Here is a 13,606-nt window from a genome sequence, read left to right as displayed (position 1 = left end):
GGCAGGAGCGGTCACTGGGGTCACGGGGCACATCGTGGCACGCGGCGGTCCTGCCCGGGCCCTGCTCGGGCGTCGTTGTCCACAGGCGCCGGTCTCGTCGGTGCCTGTGGATAACCGCGCCGTGTGGGGTGGTCTACCGTGGTCCGCGTGTCGCCAGCCCCACGCCCCGCCGCCGTGTCCGCGAGCCCACCGTCACCCGGCCCGGGCCCGGCACCGGCGCTGCCCACCGAGCCTGATGATCCTCGGATCGAGGTCCGCCGCTCCACACGCCGCAAGAGGACGGTGTCAGCGCGGGTGGAGGGCGAGTCAGTGGTGGTCCTCATGCCGGCGGGGCTGCCACGCGCGGAGGAACGACGCCTCATCACCGACTTGCTCGGCCGGCTCGCCCGGTCCGGTCGCCGCAAGGGTCACCGGGCGCCCGATGCGGACCTGATGAGGCGCGCCACGGAACTGTCGACGACGTGGCTGGAGGGTCGGGCGCGGCCGGCATCGGTGCGCTGGGTGCCGGCGATGACCACCCGCTGGGCGTCCTGCTCACCGGATTCCGGGGAGATCCGGATCAGCGAGACGTTGCGGGACGTGCCTGCCTACGTGCTGGACTACGTCGTGGTGCACGAGCTGGCCCACCTCGTCGTCCCCGGGGGTCACCCGCCCGAGTTCTGGGAGGCGGTGCGCGGGTATCCGCGCACCGAGCGGGCGATGGGGTATCTGGAGGCCTACTCGCGGGTGCTCCGGTCGGGGGCCGGGTCGGACGCCCCCGGTGGCGCGGGAGAACCGGGGGTCGGGGGCGAGGGCGTGGGCGACCTGGTCGAGGGCGACGACGACGAGCCCGGCCTGTACTAGGCCGGCCCGCCCGTCACGACGCCCGCCGATCAGGCCCCGTCGCGCGGCCCCTCGGAGTCGGAACCCTCGGTGCCGGAACCCTCAGTGCCGGAACCCTCGGTGCCGGAACCGGAGCCGTCGGTCCCCGAACCATCCGGGCCGGACGCCTCGGGTCCGCCGTCGCCGGCCTCTCCGGTCCCGCCACCCGATTCGCGGAGGAAGCGCTCGATCTCGTCGACGCCGCTGGAGTCCCCGGTCGACTCGTCGAGGAGCCGGTCGATGACGGCGGCGGGGTTCTCGAGGTCCTCGCCGACGGGCAGCAGGTCGGGGTGGCTCCACAGTCCGTCGCGACGTTCGGTGCCGACGGCCTCGCCGACCCGGCGCCACAACTCGGAGGCCTCACGCGCCTTGCGCGGACGCAGTTCGAGTCCGACGAGCGAGGCGAAGGCCTGTTCGGCTGCGCCGCCGGTCGCCCGGCGGCGCAGCCACATCTCGCGGAGCTTGTCGGCGCTGGGCAGCCGGTCGCCGACCGCCGTGGCGACGACGGCGTCGACCCAGCCCTCGACCAGAGCGAGCAGCGTCTCGAGCCGGCCGAGCGCGGCCTCGTTGACGTTGGTCACCTTGGGGCCGATCGCCCCGGCCCCGCCGGAGAGCAACTCCTGGAGCTTGGTGGGGTCCTGCAGGATGGACGGGTCGAGCCCGGAGGCGAGGTCGTCGAGCCCGGAGGTGTCCACGCGGATGCCGCGCGCGTACTCCTCCACGGTCGCCAGGAACCGGGCGCGCAGCCAGGGGGCGCCGGCGAACAGTCGCAGGTGTGCGGCCTCGCGTGCCGCGAGGAAGACCACGACCTCCTGCCGGGGCAGTTCCAGCTCGTCGGCGAACTCGTCGATCGCGGCCGGGCTGAGCGCGGCCACCCCGTCGTCGCCGAACGGGATCCCGACCTCGGAGGAGAAGAGCACGGCCGGCGCGAGCTTGCCCAGCCCCTGCCCGAGCTGCATGCCGAAGCCCATGCCGCCCATCTGGTCGAGCATGCCGAGCAGCGGGCCGGCGAGCTGGCGGGCCTCCTCGGGCATGGCGCCCTTGGTGGCCGAGTTCATCTGTTCGGCGACGGGCGTGCAGATCTTCTCCCAGGTGGGCAGGGAGTGCTCGACCCACTGCTGGGGCGTCCACACTTCGGTGCGGTGCACTCCGGAGGGGAACTGGGTGGTCTCGTCGAGCCACAGTTCCGCCAGGCGGACCGATTCCTGCGCGGCGGTGCGCGAGGCGTCGGTGATCACGGGCGTGCGACCGAGGGACTGGAGGGCGACCGTCCGCGCCAGTTGGTAGTTGACGGGCCCCGAGCTCCCCGGGCCGGACATGGCCGACCCCATGGAGCCGAGCATCTGTCCGAACTGGGAGAGCATCTGGCCGAAGTTGCCGAACTGCGAGGGGTCGAAGCCGCCGGGACCGCCGGGACCGCCCTGGCCGCGGTCGCGGTCGTCGTCGCGCCCGTCGTCGTCGGAAGCGGAGAAACCGAAGGGCTGGTTCATGCCACAACGGTACAGCGTGCAGGGGGTGGGGGGTCCGGCCGCGACGCGGCCGGCAGCGGGTGCGGTCTACCCTTGCCCCGTGAGTCGTCGCCTATTCACCGTTCTCGCCGCGCTGGTACCGGCGGTGCTGCTGCTCGTCCTGGCGACGTCGGCCACCGTCCCCCTGGTGTCGATGGGGCCCGGACCCACCTACGACACCTTCGGCACGGCCGAAGTGGAGACGGAGGACGGCGACACGGAGCGGGTTCCGGTGGTCGACGTGGCGGGCAGGGAGGCGGACGAGACCGCCGGGTCCCTGTTCATGACGACGGTGGCGGTCCGCGACCGGCTGACGCTGCTCGACGCGATGCGGTTCTGGTTGGATCCGGCGCAGGTGGTGGTACCGCGCGACCAGGTGTTCCCTCCGGACCGTTCACGCGACGAGGTGCGCGAGTCCAACGCCGCGGAGATGGTCGGTTCGGAGAACTCCGCCGAGGCCGCCGCCTACCGGTTCCTGGGGATCCCCATGCAGCCGCGCGTCGAGGGGGTGGAGCCGGACGGTGCCGCCGCCGGGCGCCTGCGCCCGGGCGACGTGTTGACCTCCATCGACGGGGAATCCGTCGACGACGCCACGGCCGTGGTGGAGCGGGTCGGTGAGCGCCGCGCGGGTGACGAGGTCCGCATCGGGTTCAGCCGTGACGGGCGTGAGGAGACGACGACGGCGACGTTGCAGTCCGCCGGACCGGACGGCGATCCCGAACAGGGCCGACTGGGCATCCTGGTCGGCGACACCCCGGCGGACGGCACCGACGTCGACATCACGGTGGACCCCGCGGTGGGCGGCCCCTCGGCGGGCCTGGTGCTGGCCGTCGCGATCGTCGACAAGCTGTCGCCGGGTGAGGCGACCGGGGGGACGCGGGTGGCGGGGTCGGGCACCATCCGTCCCGACGGGACGGTGGGGCCCATCGGCGGTATCCGGCACAAGATCCGGGCGGCCCACGACGCGGGGGTGAGCGAGTTCCTGGTCCCCGCGGCCAACTGTGCGGAGGCTGTGCAGGGCCCGCCGGAGGGCGTCCGGCTGATCGAGGTGGAGACGCTGGAGGGCGCGCTGGAGGCGCTGGAGACGGCGGCCTCCGGGGGCCAGCCACCGACCTGCGGCTGAGGCACGGCTTTTCCGTAAGGTGGGGGTCACGAGCATGTCCGCCCCAGCAGTGCAGGAGCTTTCCAGGTGTCCGTCCGCCCACCCGGCAATTCCCCCGGTCGGCCGATCGCGATCTCTCGTCGCGGTCGGGCCGTCGCCGTCGCCGTCGTCGTCCTCATCCTCCTCATCCAGGTCCTGCCCAGACTGAACACCGCGTACACGGACTGGCTGTGGTTCGGCAGTGTCGATGCCACCAGCGTGTTCCGGACCGAGTTGCTGGCGCGGCTCGGTCTTTTCGTGGCGGTCGCCCTCCTGGTCGGCCTGGCGGTGGGCGCCGGCATTCTGCTGGCCTACCGGTATCGCCCGGTGTTCCTGGCGCAGGCGGGCATGCCGGACGCGCTGTCCCGCTACCGGGCGGCCATGGGGGCCTCGCCCGGCAGGACCGTGCTCTGGATCCCGGTCGTCCTGGCGATCCTGGCCGGGTCGGTCGCGCAGACCGGGTGGCAGACCGTGCTGGCGTTCTTCAACTCGACGCCGTTCGGTGAGACCGACCCCCAGTTCGGTCTGGACATCTCCTTCTACGCCTTCGAGCTCCCGATGTGGCGCGCGATCGTCACCTGGCTCATGGTGGCCGTCGTGCTGGCCTTCCTGGCCAACCTGTTCACCCACTACCTCTTCGGCGGACTGCGTCCCGGCGCCCGCGAGGGCGCCCTCACCCGCGCCGCCCGGATCCAGCTGGTGACCCTCGCCGGGCTGTTCGTGCTGGCCAAGGCCGCCGCGTACTGGCTGGATCGCTACGAGCTGTTGTTCAGCGAGAACAGCACGTTCACCGGCGCCAGCTACACCGACGTCAACGCCCTGATGCCGGCGAAGATCTTCATGTTCTCGGTGGCGCTGGTGTGCGCGGCCGCGTTCTTCTCCGCCATCGTGATCAGGGATCTGCGGATCCCCGCGCTGGCCACCGTCCTGTTGCTGTTCTCCGCGCTCGTGGTGGGGTCGGCGTGGCCGCTGGCCGTCGAGCAGTTCTCGGTGAAGCCCAACCGTGCCGAGAAGGAACGGGAGTACATCGCGCGGAACATCGACGCGACACGCGCCGCGTACGACATCGGTGAGGAGCGGGTCACCTACATCGACAACTGGGGGGCGGCCGATCCGAACCCCCGCGAGGCGGCCTCGGATCTCACGACACTGTCCAACGTCCGCGTGCTCGACCCGAGCGTCCTGGCGCCGACGTTCACCCAGCTACACCAGTTGCGCAACTTCTACGGTTTCCCCGAGACGCTGGGCATCGACCGCTACACGATCGACGGCGAGATGCGGGACTTCCTCGTGGCCGCGCGTGAGCTCAACCCCGAGTCCCTGCAGGCCAACCAGCGGGACTGGATCAACCGCCACACGGTGTACACGCACGGCAACGGGTTCGTGGCCGCACCGGCCAACCGGGTCAACGAGATCGCCGACGACGCCGGCTCGGACCGCGGCGGCCTGCCGAATTTCCAGGTCTCCGACCTCGAGGCGATCTCCAGTGGTCAGGAGATGATGATCCCGGTGACCCAGCCGCGGACCTACTTCGGTCCGCTCATCGCGCAGGCGGACCCCGACTACGCCATCGTGGGGGACAACGGCGACGGGCCCCGTGAGTACGACACCGACACCGAGCAGTACACCTACACCGGCGAGGGCGGTGTCCCCGTCGGTGGCTGGGTCAACCGGATCGCCTACTCGCTCAAGTTCGCCGAGCGCAACATCCTGTTGTCCAGCATTCTCGGGGACGACTCGAAGATCATCTACGACCGCGACCCGCGGGACCGGGTGCAGAAGGTGGCCCCGTGGCTGACCACGGACACCAACACCTATCCGGCGGTGATCGACGGCCGTATCAAGTGGATCGTCGACGGGTACACGACGCTCAAGACCTACCCGTACGCCGAGCTCAGCTCGCTGGAGGCCATGACCTCGGACTCGCTCAACGACGCGAACGGCCGGGTCCTGCCGGACGAGGAGGTCTCCTACATCCGCAACTCGGTCAAGGCGACCGTCGACGCGTACGACGGCACCGTCGACCTGTACGCGTTCGACGAGTCGGACCCCGTGCTGCAGACGTGGATGAAGGCACTGCCGGACATCGTCCAGCCACGCGAGGCGATCTCCGAGGAGTTGGAGGAGCACCTGCGCTACCCGGAGGACCTGTTCAAGGTGCAGCGTGAGCTGCTGGCCAAGTACCAGGTCGACGACCCGGGTCAGTTCTTCACCAATGACGCCTTCTGGTCGGTGCCGTCCGATCCCACGGTGACCTCGTCGATCCAGAACCCGCAGGGTCCGCCCGTGGGCGGGCCCGCCGGTGGTCCGGCCGGCAGCCCCGCCGGTGGTCCCGCCGGCGCCCAGACCGTCGACCGTGACGGGCCGGCCCAGCCGCCGTACTACGTGGTGGCCTCCGATCCGACCGACCCGGAGTCCGACGAGCCGTCGTTCCAGCTCATCTCGGCGTTCCGCGGCTATGAGCGTGAGTTCCTCGCCGCGCACATGACGGCGAGCTCGGACCCCGAGACCTATGGGCAGATCACGGTGCGGGTCCAGAGGCCGACAGAGCCGCTGTCGCAGGGGCCCAACCAGGCGCAGGACATCATGATCGCCTCGCCGGCGATCGCCGAGGACCGGCGACTGTGGGGTGAGACCGCCGAGATCACTGAGGGCAACCTCCTGGCGCTGCCGTTGGCGGACGACTCGGTGCTCTACGTGGAGCCGATCTACACCCAGCGCAAGGACCAGGACTCCGCCTTCCCGAGGCTTCTGCGCGTGATGGTCTCGTACGACCGGGCGGTGGGTTACGCGCCCACGCTGTACGAGGCGCTGCGACAGGTCGGGATCGAGGCAGACCCGGACGTCGTGCGGATCGACGAGAGCGGGGAGGCGGAGGCCGAGGCAGAGGAAGGCGCCGCGCGGCCCGCCGAGGGCGCCGCCCCGCGACCGTCGTCGCCGGCCACTGGGGGAGGCGCTGACGACTCCGAGCGGGCGGCCGCCGTGCGCGAGCTCAACTCGGCGCTGAACGCGGTCCGCTCGGCCCAGAGCGGGGGAGACCTCTCCGATCTGGGGCAGGCGCTCGAGGACCTGCAGGCCGCCGTCGACGCTTATCAGGGCCTGGGGAACTGACGTGACCTGGGGCGATGGGTGCGGGGGTGTGAGTTACGTCATCTTCTAGTCGTCGAGCGTCCACCGATTTGCAATGTCCGGTGAATGGCACGTAGTGTCATAGACGCAAACGACGCGGGGTGGAGCAGCTCGGTAGCTCGCTGGGCTCATAACCCAGAGGTCGCAGGTTCAAATCCTGTCCCCGCTACCACGCACCAGGCCCGGTTCCCGAAAGGGAGCCGGGCCTGAGTTTATTTCTGGAGTTGTCTCGCTCGAGTATGCCGACGCCGTGGTCGGGAGTGCGGACGTCGTAGATGCCTCCGGAGCGATCGTCGCGCCTGTCCGTGTGTTCCGGCCCACACAGTGGTTCGGTCCTCGTATGGTGGACAGGTGTCTGTTCGCATGTCCGATGCGGCCACGACGACGCCCCGTGACGGCAGGAGAGCCACATGACCACCTCACTCGACCGCGATGCCCTGTTGATCGGCACCCAGTGGCGTTCCCCCGCCACCGATGACGTCATCGAGGTGATCAGCCCGCACACCGAGGAGGTCGTCGCCCGCGTGCCCGAGGGCTCGGTGGCGGACATGGACGCCGCGGTGGCCGCCGCGCGCGAGGCCTTCGACCACGGCCCGTGGCCCCGTATGAGCCCCGACGAGCGGATCGAGGTCGTCGCCAGGCTGTCCGCCCTGTACGCGGCGAAGCTCGATGACATGGCGACCGTCATCTCCACGGAGATGGGTTCCCCGATCTCGTTCAGCAAGCTCGCCCAGGCGCCCGCCCCGTGGATGCAGATCGAGGCCTTCCTCACCATCGCGCGTGAATTCCCGTGGGAGGAGACCCGCCCCGGCGTCCTCGGCGGGGAGGTGCTGGTGCGACACGAGCCCGTGGGCGTGGTCGCGGCGATCCCGCCGTGGAACGTCCCCCAGTTCACGGTCCTGTCCAAGCTGATCCCGGCCCTACTGACGGGGTGCACGATCGTGGTCAAGCCGGCGCCGGAGACGCCGCTGGACACCTACCTGCTGGGCGAACTGCTCATCGAGGCGGGCGTGCCCGAGGGCGTCGCGAGCATCGTCGCCGGCGGCCGCGAGGTGGGCGAGCACCTGGTGCGGCACCCCGCGATCGACAAGGTGGCGTTCACCGGATCCACCGCGGCGGGCCGGAAAATCGGCGCGATCTGCGGCGAGCAGCTCAAGCGCTGCTCCCTCGAGCTGGGCGGCAAGTCCGCGGCGATCGTGCTCGACGACGCGGACCTGACGACCGTGGTCGAGGGGCTCAAGTTCGTCGGCGTGATGAACTCCGGCCAGGCGTGCGTGGCACAGACCAGAGTGCTGGTGAGTCGCGACCGCCACGACGAGGTGGCACAGGCGCTGGCCGACGGCATCGGGTCGATGGTGGTGGGGGACCCGCTCGACCCGGCCACGGAGATCGGGCCGATGGTCGCCCGTCGCCAGCAGGAGCGGGTGAACTCCTACATCGAGATCGGGCAGCAGGAGGGTGCGACGCTGCTCGCCGGGGGCTCCGACCGCCCCGACGGCCTGGACACCGGCTGGTACGTACGACCCACGGTCTTCGGTGGCGTCGACAACTCGATGCGCATCGCGCAGGAGGAGATCTTCGGCCCCGTCATCTCCGTGATCGCCTACGACGACGTCGACGACGCCGTCCGGATCGCCAACGACTCCGAGTACGGACTGGCGGGCACCGTGTGGACCGCCGACCGGGAGGCAGGGCTGGGCGTCGCGCGACGGGTCCGGACCGGCACCTACGGCGTGAACACCTACACGATGGATTTCTCCGCCCCGTTCGGCGGCTTCAAGGCATCCGGGGTGGGGCGCGAGTTCGGCCCCGAGGGGCTGGCCCAGTACACCGAGCTCAAGTCCGTCTACCTGGAGCAGAGCTGACCGTGGCGGGGGACGAGAGGACGACGGGCCTGTCGGTACGGGACACAGATCGGGTCCGCACCCTGACCCTGGCGCGCCCCGATGCCCTCAACGCCTTCAACGAGGCGCTGTACGACGCGGTCACCGAGGCGTTGCACGCCGCCGCGGCGGACCCCACGGTCGCGGTGGTCCTGCTCACCGGTGAGGGCCGGGCGTTCAGCGCGGGCACCGACCTGCTGGAGATGGGTGAGCGGATCACCAACCCCGATTTCGTCCCCGGCGAGCACGGATTCCTGGGTCTCGTGGACGCGCTCACCGGGTTCGACAAGCCGCTCGTCCTGGCGATCAACGGGCTCGGACTGGGTATCGGCATGACGATCATCGGGTTCGCCGACCTGGTGTTCATGGCCGACGACGCCCGGCTCAAGTGCCCGTTCACCCGCCTGGGAGTGGCGCCCGAGGCGGCGTCGAGCTACCTGCTGCCCAGGCTGGTGGGTCGGCAGAACGCCGCGTGGGCCCTGCTGTCCTCGGAGTGGATCACGGCCCGCGAGGCCCACGAGATGGGACTGGTCTGGCGGCTGTGCGCCCCCGCTGAACTCCAGCAGGTCGCCGGCGAGCACGCCGCACGGTTGGCGCGGCTCCCGATCTCGAGTCTGCGGGCGGTCAAGCGGACGATGACCGAACCACTGACGCGCCAGATCGCAGACGGCCGCGAACGGGAGAACCGGGCATTCGCCGACCTCATGGGTGGGCCGGCGAACGCGGAGGCGCTGGCGGCATTCGCCGAAGGGCGCACGCCGGACTTCGCCTCGTTACCCGACGGGTCCTGACCCCGGCGCCTGCGACGATCCCGCGCCCGCCCGCCCGTCCTCGCCGGAGCCGCATGGCCCACCATGGTGGCGTGACGCCCGATCAGGAGAGCCCCACCCGTCCGGTCGACGTGGTGGTGATCGGCGCCGGCCAGGCCGGACTGTCGGCCGGCTACCACCTCAGGCGGCGGGGGTTCGCGCCGGTCGGCCGTGCCGAGGCGGGGGAGCGCAACTTCGTCATGCTCGACGCCGAGGACGCCCCCGGCGGGGCCTGGCGGCACCGCTGGGAATCCCTCACCATGAGCACGGTCAACGGCATCTTCGAGCTGCCGGGCCGACCCGTCCCCGATGTCGACCGCACCGCCCCGAGTCGGGACGTCCTGCCGCCCTACTTCGCCGACTACGAGAACCGATTCGGGCTCGACGTCCGGCGGCCGGTCCGCGTGCGCTCGGTCCGCAGACCCACGCCCGGGCGGGACGGGCCGGAGTCCGACCACCTCGTCGTCGTCACCGATCCAGGCGGTGACACCCGCCCTGAGGCCTGGGCGGCGCGCTACGTCATCAACGCCACCGGCACCTGGACCCGACCGTTCTGGCCGTACTACCCCGGCCAGGAGACGTTCCGCGGCCGACAGCTCCACGTCCACGACTACGTCGAGGCCGAGGAGTTCGCCGGACAGCGCGTCGTGATCGTCGGCGCCGGCATCTCCGCCACCCAGCTGCTCGAGGAGATCTCGCGCGTCGCCGACACCCTCTGGGTGACCAGGCGGGAGATCGAGTGGGAGACGGACCCCGCCCCGGAGAACTTCTCCGCGGCGATCGACCGGGTCGCCGAGCGCACCGCGCAGGGACTTCCCCCGCAGAGCATCATCCGCGTCACCGGGATGTACCGCGCCCCGTGGATCGAGCGCGCCGACGAGCGCGGTGTCCTGGTCCGCCACCCCATGTTCACCCGCATCGAACCCGACGGGGTGCGGATGCCCGACGGTCGACTCGAACGCGCGGACGTCATCCTCTGGGCGACCGGGTTCCGACCCGCGGTCGCCCACCTCGCGCCCCTGGGCCTGCGCACCCCCGAGGGAGGCATCCGGGTGGCGGAGGGCCGGGCCCTCGACGAGCCGAGGCTGTTCCTCATCGGCTACGGCCCGTCCCAGTCGACCGTGGGGGCCAACCGGGCGGGCCGTGACGCCGTCCGGGCGATCGTCGCCGAGCTTTAGTTGTCGCCGACGAACTCTAGAGGGTCCGCGAGATGAGCTCCTTCATGATCTCGTTGGTGCCACCGTAGATCTTCTGCACGCGGGCCGAGGCGTACATGCGGGCGATCGGGTACTCCGTCATGAAGCCGTAGCCACCGAAAACCTGGAGGCAGCGGTCGATGATCTCGCACTGCTTGTCGGTGCAGTAGTACTTGGCCATCGACGCCGTCGACGGGTCCAGTTCACCCTTGAGATGCAGGCCGATGCAGTGATCCAGCAGGGTGCGCGAGGCGAGCGCCTCGGTCTTGCACTCGGCCAGCTCGAAACGCAGGTTCTGGAACTTGAGGATTGGCTTGCCGAACGCCTCGCGCTCCTTGGCGTAATCCGTCGCCAGCGTCACGGCGGTCTCGGCCGCCGCGACCGCCGTCACCGCGATGATGAGGCGCTCCTGCGGGAGCTGCTGCATGAGCTGGATGAACCCCTGGCCCACGCCCTCCTCGCCGCCCAGGATGTTCCCGGCGGGCACCCGCATGTCGTCGAAGAACAACTCCATCGTGTCCTGGTACTTCAGGCCGATCTTGTCGAGCTTGCGGCCCCGGTCGAAGCCGGGCAGGTCGGTGGTCTCCGCGACCAGCAGGGACAGGCCCTGCGCGCCCTCGCCACCCGTGCGGGTGACGATGACGAGCAGGTCGCAGTGCATACCGTTGGAGATGAAGGTCTTGGCACCGTTGACCACGAAGTCGTCACCGTCGCGCACCGCCGAGGTGCGCAGCGCCTGCAGGTCGGACCCGGCGCCCGGCTCGGTCATCGCGATGGCGCCGACCATCTCGCCGGTCGCGAGCTTCGGCAACCACCGCTGCTTCTGCTCCTCGGTGCCGTACTGGACGATGTAGTGGGCCACGATCGTGCTGTGCACCGAATTGCCCCAGCCGTCGTCGAGGGCGCGGGTCTGCTCCTCGGCGATCACGGCCTCGTGGGCGAACGTGCCGCCGCCCCCGCCGTACTCCTCCGGGATGGAGATGCACAGCAGGCCCGCGTCGCCGGCCTTGTTCCAGAACTCACGGTCGACGGCGCCCTGCTCGGCCCAGCGCTCGAGGTGCGGCACGGTCTCCTTCTCCAGGAACGCACGCGTGTGGGCGCGCAGTGCATCCAGATCGTCGGTCATCCACGGGGATCGGAAGGGGGCGGTCTCTAGCACGGGGGACTCCAGCGATGGGACGGGGCCGGTTGACGGCCATGACGATCCCCACCATACAACTGCATTGTCTGACATGCATGTGTATGGTCGACCTTCCGGCGGCGCCCTCGGGCGTCGCACGTCGCGGCGAGACGAGGTGGGGCGAGTGAGCGCAACGGAACCCGGGTCGGGGGACGGTGTCCCGCGCTCTGCTGACGGTGACCTCACCGCCCGCGCGCGAATCCGCTACGCGGCGCTGGAGCTCTACTCCGATCACGGCGAGGACCGGGTCTCGATGCGACGGGTCGCCGCCCGGGTGGGGGTCACCATCGGGTTGATCCAGCACCACTTCGGCACCAAGGAGGGGTTGCGCCGCGCTGTCGACGAGCTCGTGGTGGAGCAGGTGGTCGCCGCACTGGCGACGGTCGAGCACTCCGGATCAGCAGCGGAGGTCGTGGCGGCCCGCGACGCCGCGGTGCGGGAGATGCTCGAGCGCAACCCGATGTTGGTGAAGTACATCAACCGGGCCCTCCTCGAACCCGACGGCCGGGGTGTCCCGCTTCTCGAGGCGATCGTCGAGCTCACCACCAGGGAGGTCGACAGTCTGCGGCGCGGTGGCCACGCCTCGACGCGGGCCTCGGACAAGGTCCAGGTGGTCCGCACGCTCATGGGTCAGGTGGGCGAGCTGTTCCTCGAGCCCGTCGTCGCGGGGATCTGGGCACAGATCGGCGGAGACCCCGACGAGCGGCCCTCCATCCGCATCATCGTCGAAGGCCGCTGACCGGGGGATCGGCCGGGATCCGACGTGTCGGGGCCAGCGCCGCACGGGTGGTGGGGCTCCAGCCGGCCCGCGCGTGGTGCACCGGCGGCTGATCGCCGCTACGCTGTCGAGGGCGTATACCCGGGCAGTCCGCCCGGGGTGGGAAGGACACATTCATGAGGCTCACCCGTGTGGCGAAGCTCGCCGCGACGGCCGTGATGGCCGGTGCCGCCACGTTGATGGCGCCCGCAGCTGCCCAAGCCGCCGTGCCCGTCGGGGGTGCGACCCCTGTTCTGGTCGGGGGAGTGGCCGGATGCACCATTACCGCCGCCGGGTACGACGACTCCGGAGCGCCAGTCGCGTTCACCGCCGCCCATTGCAGTGAGCGGATCGACGCCCCGGTGATCCTCCGCGACGACCCGGGTGCCGGCGTGATCGGCACCATCGCCACCCGCAACGAGATCCTCGACTACTCCGTGATCCGTCTGGACCCGGGCGTCGCCGTCCCCGTCCGACAGGCGGGCATCGTGGGCCGCGGACCCGCGCCGCAGTTCGGTGACGTCGTCTGCAAGGACGGGCTGACCACCGGACACACCTGTGGCATCACGTGGCAGCGCGAGGGCGACCGGTTCTGGACCCACACCTGTGCCGGTTACGGCGACTCCGGTGGCCCCGTGATCCGCGAGGGGCGTCTCGTCGGGCTCCTCTCCGGCGGGCACATGCCGCCGGACGCGGGATCGGCCGGCAGCATCGGCCCCATCCTGCCCTCGTGTATCCACCCGGCGCAGACTCCGTTCTTCCTGCCGGCGGTGGCGTACTCGTTCGACGCGATCGTCGCCGACGCCACCGCGCGCGACTGGCCGGGGAGCGGCTTCCGGATGGCCTGACCGCCCGGCACCCCGCCCCGTGGGCGAGAGGCGGACGAGGGCCCGGTACCGACGCGGTCGGTACCGGGCCCTCGTCTGTGTCCGACCCCGTCGCTACCGTCCGCTCCATGCTCTGGACCGAGGACGCGCCCACCCACTGCCCGTACGGGCATGAACTCGGGCCCGACCGGGTCCTCGTCGGCTGGGATGCCGGTCGCAGCGGCAGTCTCGACCACGGTCACCGTGTCCACATCTGCCGACAGTGCGGAACCATCATGTCGTGGACGCCGATCAGTCGGCTGGAGTGAGCCGGCC

The 13,606-nt window shown here is 70.8% G+C and carries 11 protein-coding genes and 1 tRNA gene; 10 read left to right on the top strand and 2 right to left on the bottom strand.

The annotated features are described in order from the left end of the window. Positions 1 to 294 precede the first annotated feature (294 nt). Complete coding sequence (locus tag G6024_RS07850; protein WP_235027811.1) at positions 295 to 843, top strand: M48 metallopeptidase family protein; 549 nt, start codon at positions 295 to 297, stop codon at positions 841 to 843. Positions 844 to 872: 29 nt separating this feature from the next. Here the strand turns inward: G6024_RS07850 and G6024_RS07845 are convergent, their stop codons facing one another. Beyond that, on the bottom strand, positions 873 to 2,351 hold the full coding sequence (locus G6024_RS07845) for a zinc-dependent metalloprotease (protein WP_235027810.1): 1,479 nt from the start codon (positions 2,349 to 2,351) through the stop codon (positions 873 to 875). Between the two features lie 79 nt (positions 2,352 to 2,430). Here G6024_RS07845 and G6024_RS07840 point away from each other — a divergent pair, with 79 nt between their 5' ends. From G6024_RS07840 to G6024_RS07815, 6 genes are all read left to right on the top strand, one after another. Then, entirely contained in the window at positions 2,431 to 3,492 is a 1,062-nt protein-coding gene (locus G6024_RS07840) for a YlbL family protein (protein WP_159148419.1), read from the top strand. A 66-nt stretch (positions 3,493 to 3,558) separates the two neighbouring features. Beyond that, positions 3,559 to 6,621 carry a UPF0182 family protein gene (locus tag G6024_RS07835; protein WP_182640342.1) on the top strand — a complete coding sequence of 1,021 codons (3,063 nt, stop codon included), beginning with the start codon at positions 3,559 to 3,561 and terminating at the stop codon, positions 6,619 to 6,621. Between the two features lie 113 nt (positions 6,622 to 6,734). After that, positions 6,735 to 6,811, top strand: a tRNA-Met gene (locus tag G6024_RS07830). Between the two features lie 238 nt (positions 6,812 to 7,049). Beyond that, the gene (locus G6024_RS07825; protein ID WP_159148418.1) at positions 7,050 to 8,504 is read left to right on the top strand and encodes an aldehyde dehydrogenase; all 1,455 of its coding nucleotides are present in this window, start codon (positions 7,050 to 7,052) and stop codon (positions 8,502 to 8,504) included. Positions 8,505 to 8,506: 2 nt separating this feature from the next. Beyond that, a complete protein-coding gene (locus G6024_RS07820) occupies positions 8,507 to 9,313 on the top strand; it encodes an enoyl-CoA hydratase/isomerase family protein (RefSeq protein WP_235027809.1) in 807 nt (268 codons plus the stop codon). Between the two features lie 53 nt (positions 9,314 to 9,366). Further along, a complete protein-coding gene (locus G6024_RS07815; RefSeq protein WP_159148417.1) occupies positions 9,367 to 10,509 on the top strand; it encodes an FAD-dependent oxidoreductase in 1,143 nt (380 codons plus the stop codon). 16 nt (positions 10,510 to 10,525) lie between these two features. On the opposite strand, the gene G6024_RS07810 is transcribed toward G6024_RS07815, so the two are convergent. Then, positions 10,526 to 11,653, bottom strand: coding sequence for an acyl-CoA dehydrogenase family protein (locus G6024_RS07810; RefSeq protein ID WP_194307325.1), 1,128 nt, complete (start codon positions 11,651 to 11,653; stop codon positions 10,526 to 10,528). Between the two features lie 178 nt (positions 11,654 to 11,831). On the opposite strand from G6024_RS07810, the gene G6024_RS07805 reads away from it, so the two are divergent. The 3 genes from G6024_RS07805 to G6024_RS07795 all read left to right on the top strand — a co-directional run bounded on the left by G6024_RS07805 (position 11,832) and on the right by G6024_RS07795 (position 13,599). Next, the gene (locus G6024_RS07805) at positions 11,832 to 12,446 is read left to right on the top strand and encodes a TetR/AcrR family transcriptional regulator (protein WP_069388446.1); all 615 of its coding nucleotides are present in this window, start codon (positions 11,832 to 11,834) and stop codon (positions 12,444 to 12,446) included. Between the two features lie 155 nt (positions 12,447 to 12,601). Beyond that, positions 12,602 to 13,312 carry a chymotrypsin family serine protease gene (locus G6024_RS07800; protein ID WP_069388447.1) on the top strand — a complete coding sequence of 237 codons (711 nt, stop codon included), beginning with the start codon at positions 12,602 to 12,604 and terminating at the stop codon, positions 13,310 to 13,312. A 107-nt stretch (positions 13,313 to 13,419) separates the two neighbouring features. Next, positions 13,420 to 13,599 carry a hypothetical protein gene (locus G6024_RS07795; protein ID WP_132063683.1) on the top strand — a complete coding sequence of 60 codons (180 nt, stop codon included), beginning with the start codon at positions 13,420 to 13,422 and terminating at the stop codon, positions 13,597 to 13,599. Positions 13,600 to 13,606: the final 7 nt, after the last annotated feature.

Origin of the sequence: Dietzia maris (assembly GCF_014144855.1) — a bacterium.
Taxonomy (GTDB): domain Bacteria; phylum Actinomycetota; class Actinomycetes; order Mycobacteriales; family Mycobacteriaceae; genus Dietzia; species Dietzia kunjamensis.
Note: the sequence above shows the minus strand (reverse complement) of the source record. Positions and strands in the feature narration are given on the sequence as shown.